The organism is Paraburkholderia sp. GAS333 (assembly GCF_050435665.1).
In the GTDB taxonomy this organism is placed as follows: Bacteria; Pseudomonadota; Gammaproteobacteria; order Burkholderiales; family Burkholderiaceae; genus Paraburkholderia; species Paraburkholderia fungorum_A.
Genome location: NZ_JBNDKS010000004.1, coordinates 306,126 through 324,390, shown reverse-complemented (window position 1 = coordinate 324,390; position 18,265 = coordinate 306,126). Strand labels below are relative to the sequence as shown.

The window sequence follows — 18,265 nt, the reverse complement described above, 5'->3', positions numbered from 1 at the left end:
CCGCGCTGCTACTTGCGTGTGAACGAGCCGCGTTGCAACGTCACCATTCGCGGCAATTCAATGGTGAATACCGTGCCCGTCGTGTCGTTCGATTCGACGCCGACGCTGCCGCCATGCATCCGCGCAATCTCCTGCACGATATGCAGGCCGAGTCCGAGCCCTTCGCGCGGACGTCCGCCGTTGGTGTTCGGCCCGAATGCCTTGAACAGATGCGGAAACACTTCGGACGGAATCGTGCCCAGATTGGACACTTTCAGCCGGACCGAATCGACCGAATCGCCATCCACTTCGACGCCGATATCGCCACCCGCCGCGCCATGATGGAGCGCATTGCTAACCAGATTCGACACGGCTTGCCACACGAGATCCGTGTCCCACGCGCCCGACGTATTGCCGCTGCTGGAAAACACGATCCGCTTGCCGTTTTCGCGCGACGCGAATTCGTCGATCACCGACCGGCACAAAGTCGCCAGTTCGATCGAGCGCGGTTGCAGCGGCAGGCGGCCGCCTTGCAGCCGCGCCAGATTCAGTAACTGATCGACCATCCGCGCCATGCGCAGCGAACTGTTCTTGACCCGCGCCGCAACGGTCACCGACTGCTCGTCGGCGGCCGTGCGCATCAGGTATTCCGCCGACGCCAGCACCGCGCCGAGCGGCGTGCGCAGATCATGACTCAGCACCGCCATCAGCATCTCGTTGGCTTCGAGCATCTGACGCGTGGTCACGAGTTGCGCGGCAAGCTGGCGCTTCTGCTGTTCGAGCTGCACGAACACATCCACCTTCGATTGCAGAATGCGCGGATCGAACGGCTTGTACAGAAAATCGACCGCGCCCGCTTCGTAGCCGCGAAACGTGCGCGACGCGTCCTGCGCGGTCGCCGTCAGGAAGATGATCGGCACGTGCGACGTGCGCGGACTGCCGCGCATCAATGCAGCGAGTTCGAAGCCGTTCATGCCGGGCATGTTGACATCGAGAATCGCCAGCGCGACTTCGTGCTTGAGCAGCAGGTCGAGCGCCGCGGTTCCCGAGTCGGCCACCAGCACCGCAAGGTCCGGCCGCGCCAGCAACGCTTCGAGCGCGGTGATGTTGTGGACGATGTCGTCGACGATCAGGATGTTCACGGGTGGATTCGTCATGGCATCGGGTCAGAAAGAGGCTGGCAGCGCGGCAAGCCGGCGAGCCATAGTTTCAGGATTGTAGATAGAGTCGGCCGCGCCGCGTTCGATCGCGGCGCGCGGCATTTCGGGAGAGCTGGCGCTGTCGGGTGTCTGCACCCACGCAGTGCCGCCCTGCGCCCGCACGCGCCGGAGGCCTTGCACGCCGTCGTCGTTCGCGCCCGACAGCAGGATCGCCAGCAGACGCTCGCCATACACCGCCGCCGCCGACTCGAACAGCACGTCGATCGAAGGCCGCGAAAAGCGCACGGCGGCATCGGTCGACAACGCCACAGTGCGATCCACTTCCACCAGCATGTGATAGCCCGGCGGTGCAACCTGCACGCGCCCCGGGGCGATGAGTTCGCCGGCATCCGGCTCCGTTACCGGCAGCGCGCAGCGATGCGCGAAGGCCTGCACCAGATAGCTCGGCGAGTCGGGCGGCAGATGCGTGACGATCATCACGGCCGCGCCGAAACGCGCGGGCAACGCACCGAGCAGCACGTTCAGCACTTCGATCCCGCCCGCCGACCCGCCGATCACGACGAGATCGTAGGCGCGCGGCTCAGCGGTGCGCGGCTGGGAATCGGTGGACGGGTTGAGCATTGAGCGAGTCATGATGACCGTGCTAGCGCTTCTGATAAATGCGTTCGCCTGGACGGAATTCGTCGAACGCTTCGTAATGACGCGAAAAACGCAGACTTTCCTTGCTGCCCAGGCCGAGAAAACCGCGCCGTACCAGCGCATTTTCGAACAGACCCAGCGCGCGATCCTGCAAACCGCGATCGAAATAGATCAGCACGTTGCGGCACGACACCAGATGCGCTTCGAGAAACACTTCGTCGGTGGAGAGGCTGTGATCGGCGAACACCACGCGGTCTTTCAGCGAGCCTGCAAAGCGCGCGCCGCCATACGCAGCATGATAATAGTCCGACAACGACCGCTTGCCGCCGGCGGCCAGATAGTTCTGCGTGAAACCCTGAACCCGGTCGAGCGCATAGATGCCGGACTCGGCGCGTGCGAGCGCGTCGGGGTTGATATCGGTTGCATAGAACAGCGTGCGCTCGGTCAGACCTTCCTCGTCGAACAGTATCTTCAGCGACCACAGTTCTTCGCCCGTGCTGCATCCCGCCACCCAGACCTTGATCGACGGATAGGTGCGCAGACGCGGCAACACATGTTCGCGCAGCGCGAGAAAATACGCGGGGTCGCGGAACATGTCGCTGACCTGCACCGTCAGGTACTGGAACAGTCGCGAGAACTCGTCGCCGTGATGCATGATGCGGTCCTGCAACTGCGACAGCGTCTTCAGCCCGAACTCGTCCAGCGCCTGCGACAACCGGCGCCGCAGCGACGACATCGCGTAGTGCCGGAAGTCGTGCTGATACTTGAGGTAGATCGCCTCCAGCAGCAATTTCAACTCGATGTCGAAATCGCTCATGCGTTGCGGCGCGTCATATTCGGACTGATTCATGGGTTCGGGTTCGTACTGCCTGTTCCAGTTTTCTGACTACCGCATTACCGTTGACGCAGCCACACGCGGCAGAGCGCGACGAGCTTGTCCACGTCGATCGGCTTCGACACGTAATCGTCCGCGCCCGCTTCGAGACAACGCGTGCGGTCGTTCGCCATCGCTTTCGCGGTCAGCGCGATGATCGGCAAATGCGCGAAGCGCGGATTGCGGCGAATCTCGCCCATCGCGGTGAGGCCGTCCATCTCCGGCATCATGATGTCCATCAGGATCAGATGCACTTCGGGCCCGGTTTCGAGCGCCTCCAGCGCTTCGCGGCCGTTGCGTGCAATCTGCAACGTCGCGCCGAGCGGCTCCAGCACGTGCGACAGCGCGAAGATATTGCGGACGTCGTCCTCGGCGAGCAGGATCGTGCGGCCCTCGAACGCGTTGTCGCGCTGACGCACCGTGCGCAACATGCGCTGCTGCTCGGGCGCGAGCGACGACTCCACACTGTGTAGGAACAGCGTCACCTCGTCGAGCAGACGTTCCGGCGATTTTGCACCCTTGATGATGATCGATTTCGAATAGCGGCGCAGGCGGTGCTCTTCATCATCGGAGAGCATGCGGCCCGTGTAGACGATCACCGGCAGCGATGCATGCGCGGTGTTCGACGCAAGCCGCTCCAGCAGATCGTAGCCAGTGCCGTCGGGCAGCGCGAGATCGGTGACGACGCAATCGAACGAGAACTTCGACAGGTACTCGAGCGCTTCCGACAACGTCGCGACGGCGACGATCTCGGTGTTGTCGCTCTGCAGCAGCGCTCGGATACTTTCGCGCATCGGCCCGTCGTCCTCGATCACGAGCACGCGTTTGAGGCGCTGCTGCAAACGCGCTTCGAGTCGGCGGATCGCGGCTTCCATCGTGCTGCGCGCGGTCGGCTTGAGCGTGTAGCCGATCGCGCCAAGGTGCAGCGCCTTGTCGGCGTGGTCCGTGGCCGACACGATATGGATCGGGATATGACGCGTCGCCGGATCGTTCTTGAGCCACTCCAGCACGGTCAGACCCGAGCGGTCCGGCAGGCCTACGTCGAGCAGCACCGCCGCCGGGCACATGTCGCGCACCAGTGCGAGGCCGCTGGCGGCATCGCTCGCGTGAACGAAATCGAAGTCGAGTTCATGCGTCAGATCGCGCAGGATTTCGGCGAACGCGAGATCGTCTTCGACCGCGACGATCAGACGGCCCACACGGGTGCGATTGTTACGGTCGTCGGCAATCGGGCCGCTGGTGCTCTCGGGCGCGTTGCCTGCTGTCAGGCCGTTGGCGGGCGTGATCACCGCGGTCTGGACACTGGCGGACGGCGTATGGATCAACAGCGGCTCCGGGGCCGCCTGGAAGGCGGCAGGCGCGCTTGCAAGCGGCCTGGCCGCGATGACCGACGGCGCGGGCGCGGACGACACCGGCGCTGCCGTACCGTGCCCCGTTGCAGCCAGCGCGGCTTCACCGTCCAGCGGCAGCCACAGCGTGAACACACTGCCCTTGCCGACTTCGCTCGCGACGGTGATCCGGCCGCCGAGCAGACGCGAGAACTCACGCGAAATCGACAGACCCAGCCCACTGCCGCCGTATTGACGGCTGGTCGAACCATCGGCCTGCTGGAATGCTTCGAAGATCATCTCCAGCTTGTCGGCAGCGATACCGATGCCGGAATCGCGCACGTCGATACGCAGCATGTTGTCTTCGGCGGGCGCCACCGCCAGCGCAACCTCGCCGTGCTCCGTGAACTTCACCGCGTTCGACAGCAGGTTGCGCAGAATCTGCGTGACCCGCTGACCGTCGGTGACGAAGGTGTCCGGTGCACCCGGCAAACGGTCGAATGCGAGGCGCAAATGCTTTGCACCGGCCAGCGGTTTGAACATTTCTTCGAGCGATTGCAGCGTCGCATCGATCGACACCGTTTCGAGTTCGACCGTGACCTGTCCCGCCTCGACTTTCGACAGATCGAGAATGTCGTTGATCAGGACCAGCAGATCGCTATTCGATGCGTGAATCGTTTCCGCGTAGCGCACCTGCTCTTCGGTGAGATTGCCGGTGCGGTTCTGCTGCAACAGCCGCGCGAGAATCAGCGAACTGTTCAGCGGCGTGCGCAATTCGTGCGACATGTTGGCGAGGAATTCGGACTTGTAGCGGCTCGACTGTTCGAGACGCGCCGCGTTCGCCGCGAGGTCGTCCTGTGCGCGCAGCAGATCCGACTTCTGACGCTCCAGACGTTGCGCATATTCCTCGAGTTGGACGTTGGTCTGTTCGAGTTCGGCCTGCTGCGCTTCGAGCCGTGTTTGCGATTCCATCAACGCGCGGCCGCGTTCTTCCAGCCCTTCGTTCGAGACGCGCAGTTCTTCCTGCTGCACCTGAAGCTCTTCGTTCAACTGCTGGGTTTCTGCCAGCGCGTCCTGCAAACGCTCGCGATACAACGCCGCCTCGACAAAATCGCCCATGCTGTTGGCGACCAGTTCCATGAACTCCTGGTCACGTGGCGTCAACTCGCGGATAAAGCCCAGCTCGACCACGCCGTTGACCTGACCGTCGTTTTCGATCGGCAGGATGAGCAGGCTTTTAGGCGCACTTTTGCCGGTCGCCGACACGACTTGCACGTAGTTGTCCGGCACGTCGCGCAACACAATGGCGCGGCGCGCGGCGGCCGCCTGGCCGACCAGCGTTTCGCCTTCCTCGAAACTGCGCGCGGCAGCCTGCTCGCTTTCGCGGCTGAAACCAAACGCAGCGATGCGGCGCAGCGTACCGTGCTGTTTATCGCGGACGTAAAGCGCGGCGACGGCCGCATCCAGATATTGGGCAAGGAAGTCGAGCATCGCGCGACCCACCAACTGCGGGCTGGCCAGGCCGACGACTTTTTCGGCCAGCAGGCGCTGACCGGAGCGCAACCAGACCTGTTCCTGCAAGACCTCCGTTTGCTCGGCCTGCTGACGTAATACGCCGTCGTAGGTGGACGAGAGGCTCAGCAGTTCGCGGCGCCCCATCCACGCGAGCAGTGCGCTCACGATCAGGCTGAACAGCAGGAATACGCTCACCAGCGTAGTCGTGACCCGGCGCGTGGCTTCGGCGCGGTCCTGGCGCAAATGCAATTCGACATCGAGAAATTCGTCGAATTCGCGGCGCGTTTCGTCGAATTCGATTTTGCCGCGCCCGCTCGACACCGCCGCTTCGAAGTTCTGATTCCGGCGACGCGAGTCGATCATCTCCTCGGCGTAACGGCTCCAGCGCTGCTGGATCGCCTGGATCTGCTTGAGCCTTTCGACTTGCGGCGGATTGTCGGCGACGGCCTCCTGCAGCGTTTCGATCTGCGCCTTGAATTTGGGGCCACCGGTTTCATAAGGCGCGAGAAAACTCTCGTCGCCCGTGATCAGAAAACCGCGCATCGACGATTCGCGATCGACCGCGAGACGCAGCATTTCATTGGCCTGACCGATCACGCGCTCGGAATGCTCGGCCCAGTTCATCGTCGACACGAGATAGGCGATCAGCCCGAGAAACACCGCCATCGTGACGAGCCCGACACCCAAAGGCAAAGCTATGTTGCGGCGGATGATGCTGCGAAAACGATTCTGGTCGACGGCCTGCGATGCGGTCATTTTTTCTGTCTTCGGCATGGCGAATCAAATCGATTCGGAATATTTTTCGGATTTTCGCGCGATTTTTTTGTCGCTCTCTATGGGCCGTCATCATACAGGATGAGGCTTGTTTTTGAGATGCTGGTGCGCCCGGTTAGGCTTGCTGGGCGGGCTATTGCCGATGTACGCAACTTTGCGCAGCGGATGCGGGTCAATCATGTGAAGAAGCATTTACGCCGTCCGGCTTGCTGAATCGTCGGACCAGTTTTGACTGTTAGCGCCTTCCACTCCCAACCGGTAGCCGATGCCTTCTCAAGACCTGCTCTGCCTTTCCCGCGCCGCCACGCGCACTGTTCTCGCCGCCGCCTTCGCGTGGCACGTTTCGCTGGCCATCGCGGACCAGCCTTCGCCCGCCGCCACCTCCGGCATCACGCACGTCGCCGTGCATGTCGAGCCGCCTACGCAGGCGTCACCGGTCGTGGCCGTGCCGCCGTCGGAGCAATATCCGGCGTTATATCGCGACGTGCAGCTCGCGCATCTGTACCCCGACAGCAAGACTTTCGCGGACATGGTTCCACTAGCGCCGCCAGCGCAAATCGCCGCGGCTTACGACGACGCGAAGCAGCAGCCCAACTTCAACCTCGCCGATTTCGTAAAGAAGAACTTCACGCTGCCTGCGCGCACCGCGAAAGCGTACGTGTCCGATCCGAACCAGAGCGTGGTCGATCACATCGATACGTTATGGAACGTTTTGCGCCGCGAGCCGGATGCGACCGCGAGTCCGTGGTCGTCGCTGCTGCCGCTGCCGTATCCGTACATCGTGCCGGGCGACCGTTTCGACGAAATCTATTACTGGGACTCGTATTTCATCATGCTCGGTCTCGAACAGAGCGGGCAGCATGCGCTGGTAGTCGACGAATTGAAGAACTTCGCGACCTTGATCGACCGCTACGGCCATATTCCGAACGGCAACCGCACTTACTATCTGAGCCGCTCGCAACCGCCGTTCTTTTCGCAGATGGTCCGGCTCGTCGCGGAAAAAGACGGCGATGCCGTCTATGCGCAGTATCTGCCCGAATTGCAGCGCGAATACGCGTACTGGATGAACGGCAGCGAAGGGCTGCCCGCCGGTCACGCGAGCCGTCATGTCGTGCGTCTCGCGGACGGAACGTTATTTAACCGCTACTGGGACGAGCGCGCGACGCCGCGTGACGAGTCGTATCGCGAAGACGTGCTGACCGCGCAGCAGACGCCGCAACGCGATTCCGCGGACCTGTGGCGCAATTTGCGGGCAGGCGGCGAGACCGGCTGGGATTTCAGCTCGCGCTGGTTTGCAGACGGCAAGACGCTGGCCACCGTCGACGTGACTTCGCTCGTGCCGGTCGATCTGAACAGCCTGCTGGTCGATCTGGAGCACACGCTGGCGAAGGCTTACCGGATGCGCGGCGACGTTACGCACGCGGAGAACATGGAGCAGCGCGCGGCCACGCGTGCCGATGCGATTCGTCGCGTGTTGTGGGACCCGCAATTGCAGGCGTTCGGCGATTACGATTTTGTGAATCGCACGTTGACTCACCGGCTGACGGCGGCGACCGTGTATCCGCTATATACGGGCGTAGCCAGCCGCCAGCAGGCGAAGGCGGTGGCCGCGACCGTGCAACGTGAATTGTTGCGTCCGGGCGGGCTTGCGACCACGCAAGTGAATAGCGGTCAGCAATGGGATGCGCCGAACGGCTGGGCGCCGCTGCAATATCTGGCCGTGCTGGGATTGCGGCGGTATGGCGAGTCGGAACTGGCGCGCACCATCGCGACGCGCTGGATCAGGACCAACGTCGACTATTACCAGCACACGGGGAAGCTCGTGGAGAAATACGATGTCGATGCGGCGACACCGGGTGTGTCGGCGGGAGGCGGCGAATATCCGTTGCAGGACGGCTTTGGATGGACCAACGGTGTGCTGCGCGCACTGCTGGTGATGTATCCGCAATCGGCCCAGGCCGCGCGGCCCAGCGATATTCCCGAAGGGCCGGCGGGGGTGTCGGCTGCGGCGGCATCGGCGGCGGCCGCGTCTAAAAATACGCACCGGCTGCGTGGGACGCGGGTGAATCCTTAGGCACAGTTCGCGCGGCTGATTTCGCACTGCCGCGGTCGTGCATAAAAAACTGGCCGGTCTGAACAGCACCGGCCAGTTTTACTTCAGCGTGTCACTTCCAGAGCACTCAGACCACTCAGACCACTCAGGCAAATTACGCAGGCACCGATTCCGCCTGCGCCGCACGCGACCACACGCGATGCTGTTCTGCCGCCTGGATGAACGCCTTGAGCACGTCCGTCGCCTTCTTGTCGTCACCGGTAAATACGCCGTCCGCATTGTCCGGCAATTGCGCGGCCACGAGCACGTCTCGCCCCGCACCGATCGCCGCGATCGCCTTCAGATGCTTGAACGCTTCAAGCACAAAATGCCGCGCGTCTCCCGATTGCGCCAGCACCTTCGCGCCCGCATCGCCGCCCACTACGATGACCGCGTCGAACATGATCGAAGGCAGGCCGGCAATCGTCGCATCGGGCGCCATGCCGTCGATGGCAGCCAGTGTCGGCGCAATCAGCATCGGCGCAGCGCCCTCGCCCTGCAGCGCCTGCTGAAGCTTTTTAATCGCCGCGCCATCCGAACCGGGCGCGGCCAGCAACGCAATCTTGCGAGTCTTGATACCCGGCTGCACACGATTGAGCAGGCTCAACGCAGGCGACTCCTTCGGACCCGCCAGCTTCGCCGTCCCCTTCTTCGGCGCAGGAAGACCCAAACCTTCGGCAACTTGCGCCGCCAGGCCCGCATCGAAATTCGCAAGAATCTCGTTGACCACGCGAGCGCGTATCTCCGGCTTCGTCACCTTGCCGAGTTCGAATTGATACGCCGCGGCGATATGGTCCTTCTCCGGTTGCGACATGCTGTTATAGAACAGCGCGGCCTGCGAGAAATGATCGGCGAACGACTCGCTGCGCACGCGAATCTTCGTGCCTTCCACGCGCTCCTGATAACTTTCGAAGCCGCCGTCCGACGGCGCGGGATCGGTTTCCTTAGGCCAGCCGCCGCTCAGCGAATTCGGCTCATACGAAGCCTGCCCGACATTGATTGTCTGCCGATGCATCGCATCGCGCTGATTGTTGACATATGGGCATACCGGACGGTTGATCGGAATCTCATGGAAATTCGGTCCGCCGAGGCGGCTGATCTGCGTATCCGTGTAAGAAAACAGGCGCCCTTGCAGCAGAGGATCGTTCGAGAAATCGATACCCGGCACGACATGGCCTGGATGGAACGCCACCTGTTCAGTCTCGGCGAAGAAGTTATCCGGATTGCGATTGAGCGTCATCTTGCCGACGATTTTCACCGGCACCAGTTCTTCAGGAATCAGCTTGGTCGGATCGAGAAGGTCGAAGTCGAACTTGTGCTCGTCTTCTTCCTCGACAATCTGCACGCCGAGTTCAAACTCCGGGAAGTCACCCCGTTCAATCGACTCCCACAAATCGCGTCGATGAAAATCCGGGTCTTTGCCCGCAAGTTTCTGCGCCTCATCCCATAGCAGCGAGTAAGAACCCAGTACCGGACGCCAGTGGAATTTAACGAATCGCCCTTTACCCTCGGCATTCACGAAGCGGAACGTATGAATGCCGAAGCCTTCCATCGTGCGCAAGCTGCGGGGAATCGCGCGGTCTGACATGGTCCACAGCACCATATGCGCGGACTCGGGCACGAGCGATACAAAGTCCCAGAAGGTATCGTGCGCGGAACCGCCGGTTGGCATTTCGTTCGGCGCTTCCGGTTTCACCGCATGCACGAAGTCCGGGAACTTGATGGCATCCTGAATAAAAAACACCGGCATGTTATTGCCGACCAGATCGTAATTGCCTTCCTGCGTGTAGAACTTCACCGCAAAACCGCGCACGTCGCGCACTGTATCGGCGGAACCACGCGGACCTTGCACCGTGGAGAAGCGCACATAAACGGGCGTCTGCTCCGAGGGGTCCTGCAGAAACGCCGCCTTCGTGTATTCGCTCATCGACTCGTAAACCTGAAACACGCCGTGCGCCGCCGAACCGCGTGCATGCACGATGCGCTCAGGAATACGTTCGTGATCGAAGTGCGTGATCTTTTCACGCATGATGAAATCTTCAAGCAGAGACGGTCCGCGCGGACCGGCGCGCAACGTGTTCTGGTTGTCGGAAATCTTGACGCCCTGATTGGTTCTCAGCGCTTCACCGTCCGGCTTGACGCGAAATTTTTCCAGATCCTTCGATTTCGGATCACCAGCCTGCGCGTTCTTTGCCGCGGGCTTCTGCGAATTCGTTTTTCCTGCCATGGGGATCGACTCCTTGTGTTCTGGCGCGCCGTTGAAAAGCCGGTTTGACGCGCAACAAGAAGTCAGCAAGCGATATACCCGCGCGTACGCGAACGCGCAGCGCGGGTTTGATACAGAAGCCTTACCAGCAGGAAAACGTGTTACGTCAGAAGCGATAGTTGATGGAGATATCCGCCACGCCGGTCGCCTTGCTGCGCGTAATCGGACTGTTGCCGGCGCTGCCCACCAACTGTTCGAAAGCGCCGTCTGCGGTCGCGAACCAGTGCTTGTTGAACAACCAGACCGCGCTGATCCCGAAGCCCACCGATTTGAATCCGGCACTCGCGTGATACTGCTGATACTGCGAGTGCGCAGCCTGAGTCTGATTCACGCCGAACCAGCTGTTCATATAGTTCGAGTCGGCCAGCGACACGTTCGGCCCCGCGAACCAGAAGAACTGCTTCGTGCTGCCCGGCATCGGCATATACGCACCCAAATCGCCGATCCAGCCATTCGATCCGCCGAAATAGCGCCGCACGTCCGCTCGCAGCACGAGCGGGAAGTCCTTCGAAATGACGTATTCGGCCGCGAGTTTGAGACCCGGTGCCGCGTTGATGTTGCCGAGTCCGTTCAGCTCCTGTGGATCGTCCTGCGCGCGTCGGCCGAGATCGTAGACGGCGGCGAGACTCGCGCGCCAGTTCTGGCCCTGTGCGAAATTGACGCCGAAACCTTCGCCGCTCGACAGGAAAAACAGATCCTTGTAGCGCACGTCGATACTCGGGCCGGCCACGATGTGATAACGATCCGAGCCTTCGAAGCGCGGCTGGAACGAACTGGCCGCGCCAAGACGCACTTGCCAGTCGGGAATGGTCGGCTGCCACATCTTCTGCAATGGGATGCCAACCGAGTATTGCCACTCACCCAATGGCGAAGGCGTTTGAGCCGAAGCCGAGGCCGGCAGGAAGGCGATGCCGCCGAGGGTCGCTGCAACCAGAGACGTTGCCGCGATGCTTGTTTGTTTATTGCGAAGCTGGCCGCCCCGCTTTCTACGGCTGTTCAACACCAGAAGCCTCCGATTTCGCGTATCGCGAAAGGGTTAGAGTCGCGCGCCGAGGTTCATCGCGGTTGAAAGAGCCGGGGAACTCGAGGCGCTGCTGTGTAAGGCACGTAATTTTTTCAACGATCGACACGCGTTATCTGGACGAGAACCGCTTCATATTGGCTGACACCCGCCTGACAGCGCTTTTTGTATGAACAGGTTCATGCGCAAGATTTGCCGACAGAGGCCTATGTGCAAAATTTGCGCCAAGGGATTTGAAGGAATGTTCGGGTGGCTGCGTTGAGAACATCAATTCGCGGATCGGGCCGCGGTACGCGTTAAGGCACGAACCCCTGCCAACGCCTACACACGCGCCACCCCACGCCACGCGAAAAATTTAAACCGCGAACTGCTTCCGCAGTTGCGCGCGCAGGAATTCGACGAATGCCCGTATCGTCACCGAGCTTTGCCGATGCTGCGGATAAACCGCGTACACGCTGGTCGCGCCCGGCAGGAAGTCTTCGAGCACGGGCATCAGTTGCCCGCTCCTGAGCGCATCGGCGACGATGAAATCCGGCAGCCGGACAATGCCGAGCCCCGCCACCGCCGCATCGCGAATCAGATCGCCATTGTTAGCGCGCAACGGTCCGTGAACCTCAACCCCTTTCACCGTCCCGTCGACGACAAAATCCCAGCTGACCGCGCCGCCGTGCCCGTAAAGCAGACACGCATGACGCGCGAGATCGGCCGGGACCGCCGGCTTGCCGCGACGCCTTGCGTAACCGGGGCTGCAACACGCGACCATCCGCACGTCGACCAGTTTCTGCGCGATCAGCGTGGAGTCGGGCAATACGCCGATGCGGATCGCCATGTCGAATCCTTCGCCGACCACGTCGACCGTGCGATCGCTCAATTCCATGTCGAAGCGCACCTCGCCGTTCTCGCGCAGAAACATCGCCACCAGCGGCGACAGATGCATCATCCCGAACGACATCGGCGCGCTCACACGTAACAGCCCGCGCGGCCCCGCGCGTCGCAGCGACATGGCCTGCTCGGCATCCTCGACTTCACCGAGGATGCGCCGCGCGCGCTCGTAGAACTCCTGCCCGAGTTCGGTCACCGCCAGCTTGCGCGTATTGCGGATCAGCAGTTGCACGCCGAGCGCTTCTTCCAGCGCCATCACGCGTCGGCTGACGAACTGCTTGGACAACGAGAGCCGGCTCGCTGCGGCGGTGAAGTTACGCGCGTCGACCGTGGCGACGAAGATCCGCATGTCTTCGAGTTGCATTTATTGTCCACTCCATGGTGACAGTGTTTCCAATTTTGCATCGATTATAGCCATCCAGATTGACCTACACTGTCGTTCATGGATCGCGGACAAACAAACAACTGCCCGGATCGCACAACCCAAGGAGAGAACAAGATGCTCGAAATCAGACACGCCAATCAACGTGGCCGTGCCGAACACGGCTGGCTTAGCTCGCGTCACACGTTTTCCTTTGCGCACTATCACGATCCGAAGCAGAACGGCTTCTCCGACCTGCTGGTGATCAACGACGACCGCGTCGCACCGGCTCAGGGTTTCGGCAAGCACCCGCACCGCGACATGGAAATCTTCTCGTACGTGCTGGAAGGCGCGCTCGAACATAAGGACACGATGGGCACCGGCTCGGTGATCGTGCCCGGCGACGTCCAGTTGATGAGCGCCGGAACCGGCGTGGCGCACAGCGAATACAACCATTCGAAGACGGAGCCGGTCCACTTCATGCAGATCTGGATCGCACCGGGCGAGATGGGCACGACGCCGCGTTACCAGCAGCGGCATTTTGGTGCGGACCAGAAGCGTGGTGCGCTGCGCCTGATCCTGTCACCGGACGGCGCGAACGAATCGCTGGTAGTGCAGCAGGATGCGCGGGTGTATGCAGGTCTGTTCGACGGCGATGAGACGGCGCGGCTCGAATTGGCGAGCGACCGGTATGCGTATGTTCAGGTGGCGCGCGGCAAGGTCACGGTGAACGGCGTCGAGCTGAATGAAGGCGACGGTGCGCGAGTGCGCGGAGAAGAAGCGCTGACCTTCACGCAAGGCCACGATGCGGAAGTGCTGGTGTTCGATCTGCGAAACATCGAGACATCGGCGATGTGGGCTTGAGTTGCCTGCTGGTTTAAACATGATTCGCCGGCTTTTGATGCCGGCGAATCACTCTCCTTCAATACCTGAATCATCGATAAAAAATCATGCGCTACACACTGTTTGAAAACCAGAAAGACGCGGTCATTCTCGTCGCCCGCATCCTGTTGATGGTGCTGTTCGTGATGTTTGGCTGGTCGAAACTGACCGGCTTCTCCGGCACCGTAGCGTATATGACATCGACTGGCGCGCCTGTGCCCGAGTTGTCGGCGATCATCGCTGTGGTGATGGAATTCGTGGTCGGCGTCGCACTCGTGGTGGGCTTTTACACGCGGCCGCTGGCGTTGGTACTCGCGGTTTATACGCTGGGCACCGCGTTCATCGGGCACCACTACTGGAACATGACCGGCGCCGCGCAATACGACAACATGATCCACTTCTACAAAAACATCAGCGTGATCGGCGGACTGCTGCTGTTGTGCGTGACCGGTGCAGGCAAGTACTCGATCGACCGGCGTTAAAAGTACTCGCATCGTTTCAGTTAAAAGCCGCGCGGCATCGAAAGATGCCACGCGGCTTTTTTGTTTTGCCGTGATATACGCGCAACTATCCCGCGAATTCCGCCAGCACACGCTCACGAATCGCAGGCCTGATATTCGACTGCACCATGTTCCCGCCATAATGCGCGACGACTCGCGGATTCATCACGCGAAACCATAACGGCGGGACATACGCGAGCATGATCATCGTCGCGTAGCCGGACGGCAATTGCGGCGCATCGTCGAAATGACGTAGCGCCTGAAACGAGCGAGTCGGATTCGCATGATGATCGGCGTGGCGCTGCAACTGGTACAGAAACAGGTTCGTCACAACGCGATTGCTATTCCACGAATGCTGCGGCTGACAGCGCTCATAGCGGCCGCTCGCAAGCTGCTTGCGGCCAAGTCCGTAGTGCTCGAGATAATTGACCACTTCGAGCAATGACGCACCATAAACCGCCTGGATCAGCAGGAACGGCAGCACCTTCAGGCCGAATAACGCGATCGCCGCGCCCCACAACACCACCGTCATCGCCCATGCGTGCAGCACTTCATTGCGCCACGTCCACGGCGATTTGCCGAGGCGTTCGAGCCGGTGCTTTTCGAGCCGCCACGCGGACGCAATGCTGCCCGACACCGTGCGCGGCAAAAATGCCCAGAACGACTCGCCGTAGCGCGCGCTGGCCGGATCGGCGGCGGTCGCCACGCGCACATGGTGACCGCGATTGTGTTCGACGAAAAAATGACCGTATGCGACCGGCGCCAGCGTAATTTTCGCGAGCCATCGTTCGAAGCGGTCGGTCTTGTGGCCGAGTTCGTGCGCGGTGTTGATCGACACGCCCGTCGCCGCGCCAAGCGATAACGCGAAGCCCACGTAGTCGTACCAGACCAGCGTATGCGTCGCGACAATCCATAATGCGCCGAAGAACGACACGTATTCGGCACACGTCGCGAGATAGACGATGCGGCGGTAGTAGCGCTCTTTCTCCAGCGTGGGAACGACGTCGTCGGGCGGATTGCTGGTGTCGTCGCCGATCAGATAGTCGGCCACGGGAATGATCGTGAAGACGAAGATCGGCCCAAACCACCAGAAGATGTGCCACCCGGTGGACAGCGCGAGCCACGCAGCGTGCAAAGGCAAAGTGATCGTGAGCGCGCCGAGCAGCCACAAGTAGCGCTTGCTATCGGTCCACCGGTCGCGGGCCGCATCCGTTGTCGACATTGTCTCCCTCCTTTTTTATCGTCCGACACGTCGCAAGTTTGCGCGGGCGAACGTTTTCTAACTCCCAGATTTATATGGTCTGACGCGAAGGATAGCCAGAGAATCCGGCCAGGTGAGAGTCTCCAAACAATCGCCTCGCAAAGCGCGCATATGTCACGCGGTTCGAGCGGGCGAATGAAACAGGCGTTGGATGACGTGTTGCAGCGCACATTGCGTGCATGCGGGCGGAAACGCGAAAGCAAATAAAAACGGCGGCCCGCAGGCCGCCGTTCGATACAACAACTACCACACTACCGGATACTCGAATCAGACAGCTTCCGCTTCCGCCACGCTGACCGCTTCCACTTCTTCGCTATTGCGGATCAGGTGATCGAATGCCGACAACGATGCCTTCGCGCCCTCGCCCACTGCAATCACGATCTGCTTGAACGGGACCGTGGTCACGTCGCCGGCGGCGAACACGCCCGGCACCGACGTCGCGCCGCGTGCATCGACGACGATCTCGCCGTGCTTCGACAACTCGACCGTGCCTTTCAGCCATTCGGTGTTCGGCACGAGACCGATCTGCACGAATACGCCTTCCAGTTCGACCGTTTTCACTTCTCCCGAACGCAGGTCCTTGTAGACCAGACCGTTGACCTTCTTGCCGTCGCCGGTGATTTCGGTGGTCTGAGCCTGCGTGACGATGGTTACGTTCGGCAGGCTGCGCAGCTTGCGTTGCAGCACTTCGTCGGCACGCAGCGTCGCGCCGAATTCGAACAGCGTCACTTCGCGGACGATACCCGCGAGGTCGATTGCCGCTTCGACGCCCGAATTGCCGCCGCCGATCACTGCAACGCGCTTGCCCTTGAACAGCGGCCCATCGCAGTGCGGGCAGTACGCTACGCCATGATTGCGATACTCGCGCTCGCCCGGCACGTTGATCTCGCGCCAGCGCGCACCGGTTGCCAGAATCACGGTCTTCGCCTTCAGCACCGCGCCATTCGCCAGACGCACCTCGTTGATGCGCCCCGGGATCAGCGCTTCGGCGCGCTGCACGTCCATGATGTCGACTTCATACGTCTTCACGTGCTGTTCGAGCGCGGTCGCGAACTTCGGCCCTTCGGTTTCCGTCACCGAGACAAAGTTTTCGATGGCGAGCGTGTCGAGCACCTGACCGCCGAAGCGTTCCGCGACGACACCCGTCGCAATGCCCTTGCGCGCCGAATAAATTGCCGCCGCCGCACCCGCCGGGCCGCCGCCGACGATCAACGTGTCGAACACCGGCTTCTTTTCCAGTTCCTTCGCGGCACGCGCACCGGCGTTGGTGTCGAGTTTCGCGAGGATTTCCTTCACACCGCTGCGGCCCTGGCCGAACACTTCGCCGTTCATGAACATGGTCGGTACCGCCATGATCTGGCGCGCTTCGACTTCGTTCTGGAACAGCGCGCCGTCGATCGCCACGTGGCGGATGCGCGGGTTGATCAGCGCCATCACGTTCAGCGCCTGGACGACTTCCGGGCAGTTCTGGCATGACAGCGAAAAATACGTTTCGAATTGATAGTCGCCGTCGAGATTGCGGATCTGTTCGATCACCGCATCGTCGAGTTTGACCGGGTGGCCGCCGACCTGCAGCAACGCGAGGACGAGCGACGTGAATTCATGTCCCATCGGAATGCCCGCGAAGCGGATGCCCGTATCCTTGCCAGGCTGGCTGATCGAGAACGACGGCTTGCGTTCGCTATCGCCACGGCGTTCGATGACGGTGACACGTTCCGACAACGTCGCGATATCGTTCAGCAATGCCAGCAATTCCTGCGATTTCGCGCTGTCGTCGAGCGAGGCGACGATCTCGATAGGGTTACTAACCTTTTCGAGGTACGTTTTCAACTGGGTCTTGAGGTTGGCATCAAGCATGGCGATTCGATTCCGTGACGTGGGTGTTGGGTTCCCGGCGCCGCACGCCGTCCGGGTAGGACGGGTACGGCCCGGGCACGCGCGAATCGCTGCATCAAGCGATTCGCACGGTACTGCCGATGCGCTGTGAAGCGCTTACTGCTTCGGGTCGCTTTGGACCGTCAGACCTTAGACCTTAGATCTTGCCGATCAGGTCCAGCGACGGCGTCAGCGTGTCAGCGCCCGGCGTCCACTTGGCGGGGCAAACTTCACCCGGGTGCGATGCGACGTATTGAGCAGCCTGCACCTTGCGCAGCAGTTCGCCTGCGTCACGGCCGATACCGTTGTCGTGCACTTCCGACAGCTTGATCTCGCCTTCCGGGTTGATCACGAACGTGCCGCGCAGTGCCAGGCCTTCTTCTTCGATCAGCACGTCGAAAGCGCGCGAGATTGCCAGCGTCGGATCGGCGATCATCGGGTACTTGATCTTCTGGATCGTGTCCGACGTGTCGTGCCATGCCTTGTGCGTGAAGTGCGTATCGGTCGACACGCTGTAGATTTCGACGCCGAGCTTCTGGAATTCGGCGTAACGATCGGCCAGGTCACCCAGTTCGGTCGGGCAAACAAACGTGAAGTCGGCCGGATAGAAAACGAAAACCGACCACTTGCCCTTCAGGCTTTCTTCAGTGACGGTCACGAAATCGCCGTTGTGATAAGCCTGTGCCTTGAACGGTTTGACTTGACTGTTGATGATCGGCATTTGCTGAGTCCTCTTTCTGGGTGGTTGGAAAGTGGAGTCAGTATCTCAGACGACGCTTAATAGGTAAAGCGGATTGTTTTAATCATAGCGATAGTCTGACACTATTTATTTCGGGCGCGGCGCCTATCGCACCGG

13 protein-coding genes are annotated in these 18,265 nt (G+C 61.2%); 3 read left to right on the top strand and 10 right to left on the bottom strand.

The window, feature by feature from the left end; genetic code table 11:
* Positions 1–8: 8 nt before the first annotated feature.
* The 4 genes from ABH945_RS23455 to ABH945_RS23440 are packed head-to-tail and all read right to left on the bottom strand — an operon-like array spanning position 9 to position 6,251.
* Positions 9–1,136 carry a hybrid sensor histidine kinase/response regulator gene (locus ABH945_RS23455; protein WP_074768814.1) on the bottom strand — a complete coding sequence of 376 codons (1,128 nt, stop codon included), beginning with the start codon at positions 1,134–1,136 and terminating at the stop codon, positions 9–11.
* A gap of 9 nt (positions 1,137–1,145) precedes the next feature.
* A complete protein-coding gene (locus ABH945_RS23450; RefSeq protein ID WP_429252293.1) occupies positions 1,146–1,760 on the bottom strand; it encodes a chemotaxis protein CheB in 615 nt (204 codons plus the stop codon).
* A gap of 22 nt (positions 1,761–1,782) precedes the next feature.
* Positions 1,783–2,628, bottom strand: coding sequence for a CheR family methyltransferase (locus tag ABH945_RS23445; RefSeq protein ID WP_074768818.1), 846 nt, complete (start codon positions 2,626–2,628; stop codon positions 1,783–1,785).
* 44 nt (positions 2,629–2,672) lie between these two features.
* Complete coding sequence (locus ABH945_RS23440; RefSeq protein ID WP_074771118.1) at positions 2,673–6,251, bottom strand: response regulator; 3,579 nt, start codon at positions 6,249–6,251, stop codon at positions 2,673–2,675.
* A gap of 283 nt (positions 6,252–6,534) precedes the next feature.
* On the opposite strand from ABH945_RS23440, the gene treA reads away from it, so the two are divergent.
* Positions 6,535–8,343: an alpha,alpha-trehalase TreA gene (gene treA, locus ABH945_RS23435; RefSeq protein WP_429252082.1), complete on the top strand. Its 1,809-nt coding sequence runs from the start codon at positions 6,535–6,537 to the stop codon at positions 8,341–8,343.
* 133 nt (positions 8,344–8,476) lie between these two features.
* On the opposite strand, the gene katE is transcribed toward treA, so the two are convergent.
* The 3 genes from katE to ABH945_RS23420 all read right to left on the bottom strand — a co-directional run bounded on the left by katE (position 8,477) and on the right by ABH945_RS23420 (position 12,894).
* Positions 8,477–10,588 carry a catalase HPII gene (gene katE / locus ABH945_RS23430; RefSeq protein WP_429252081.1) on the bottom strand — a complete coding sequence of 704 codons (2,112 nt, stop codon included), beginning with the start codon at positions 10,586–10,588 and terminating at the stop codon, positions 8,477–8,479.
* Positions 10,589–10,733: 145 nt separating this feature from the next.
* The gene (locus ABH945_RS23425) at positions 10,734–11,630 is read right to left on the bottom strand and encodes a MipA/OmpV family protein (protein ID WP_074768824.1); all 897 of its coding nucleotides are present in this window, start codon (positions 11,628–11,630) and stop codon (positions 10,734–10,736) included.
* A 373-nt stretch (positions 11,631–12,003) separates the two neighbouring features.
* A complete protein-coding gene (locus tag ABH945_RS23420) occupies positions 12,004–12,894 on the bottom strand; it encodes a LysR family transcriptional regulator (protein ID WP_429252080.1) in 891 nt (296 codons plus the stop codon).
* A 135-nt stretch (positions 12,895–13,029) separates the two neighbouring features.
* Here ABH945_RS23420 and ABH945_RS23415 point away from each other — a divergent pair, with 135 nt between their 5' ends.
* Both ABH945_RS23415 and ABH945_RS23410 read left to right on the top strand, forming a co-directional pair.
* Positions 13,030–13,755 (top strand): pirin family protein, encoded by a 726-nt coding sequence (locus ABH945_RS23415; protein ID WP_074768828.1) that lies wholly within the window; start codon positions 13,030–13,032, stop codon positions 13,753–13,755.
* Between the two features lie 86 nt (positions 13,756–13,841).
* Complete coding sequence (locus ABH945_RS23410) at positions 13,842–14,255, top strand: DoxX family protein (RefSeq protein WP_074768830.1); 414 nt, start codon at positions 13,842–13,844, stop codon at positions 14,253–14,255.
* Positions 14,256–14,340: 85 nt separating this feature from the next.
* Here ABH945_RS23410 and ABH945_RS23405 read toward each other — a convergent pair whose 3' ends face one another.
* The 3 genes from ABH945_RS23405 to ahpC all read right to left on the bottom strand — a co-directional run bounded on the left by ABH945_RS23405 (position 14,341) and on the right by ahpC (position 18,130).
* Complete coding sequence (locus ABH945_RS23405) at positions 14,341–15,495, bottom strand: alkane 1-monooxygenase (protein WP_429252079.1); 1,155 nt, start codon at positions 15,493–15,495, stop codon at positions 14,341–14,343.
* 306 nt (positions 15,496–15,801) lie between these two features.
* On the bottom strand, positions 15,802–17,391 hold the full coding sequence (ahpF, locus tag ABH945_RS23400) for an alkyl hydroperoxide reductase subunit F (RefSeq protein WP_074768834.1): 1,590 nt from the start codon (positions 17,389–17,391) through the stop codon (positions 15,802–15,804).
* A gap of 175 nt (positions 17,392–17,566) precedes the next feature.
* Complete coding sequence (gene ahpC, locus ABH945_RS23395) at positions 17,567–18,130, bottom strand: alkyl hydroperoxide reductase subunit C (RefSeq protein WP_074768836.1); 564 nt, start codon at positions 18,128–18,130, stop codon at positions 17,567–17,569.
* Positions 18,131–18,265 lie beyond the last annotated feature (135 nt).

Excerpts from the sequence above, each read along its gene's own strand:
- ahpF (WP_074768834.1), bottom strand. The coding sequence starts at position 17,391 with ATGCTTGATGCCAACCTCAAGACCCAGTTGAAAACGTACCTCGAAAAG.
- ABH945_RS23440 (WP_074771118.1), bottom strand. The coding sequence starts at position 6,251 with ATGACCGCATCGCAGGCCGTCGACCAGAATCGTTTTCGCAGCATCATC.
- ABH945_RS23410 (WP_074768830.1), top strand. The coding sequence starts at position 13,842 with ATGCGCTACACACTGTTTGAAAACCAGAAAGACGCGGTCATTCTCGTC.
- ABH945_RS23405 (WP_429252079.1), bottom strand. The coding sequence starts at position 15,495 with ATGTCGACAACGGATGCGGCCCGCGACCGGTGGACCGATAGCAAGCGC.
- ABH945_RS23415 (WP_074768828.1), top strand. The coding sequence starts at position 13,030 with ATGCTCGAAATCAGACACGCCAATCAACGTGGCCGTGCCGAACACGGC.
- treA (WP_429252082.1), top strand. The coding sequence starts at position 6,535 with ATGCCTTCTCAAGACCTGCTCTGCCTTTCCCGCGCCGCCACGCGCACT.
- ABH945_RS23420 (WP_429252080.1), bottom strand. The coding sequence starts at position 12,894 with ATGCAACTCGAAGACATGCGGATCTTCGTCGCCACGGTCGACGCGCGT.
- ahpC (WP_074768836.1), bottom strand. The coding sequence starts at position 18,130 with ATGCCGATCATCAACAGTCAAGTCAAACCGTTCAAGGCACAGGCTTAT.
- ABH945_RS23455 (WP_074768814.1), bottom strand. The coding sequence starts at position 1,136 with ATGACGAATCCACCCGTGAACATCCTGATCGTCGACGACATCGTCCAC.
- katE (WP_429252081.1), bottom strand. The coding sequence starts at position 10,588 with ATGGCAGGAAAAACGAATTCGCAGAAGCCCGCGGCAAAGAACGCGCAG.
- ABH945_RS23450 (WP_429252293.1), bottom strand. The coding sequence starts at position 1,760 with ATGCTCAACCCGTCCACCGATTCCCAGCCGCGCACCGCTGAGCCGCGC.
- ABH945_RS23445 (WP_074768818.1), bottom strand. The coding sequence starts at position 2,628 with ATGAATCAGTCCGAATATGACGCGCCGCAACGCATGAGCGATTTCGAC.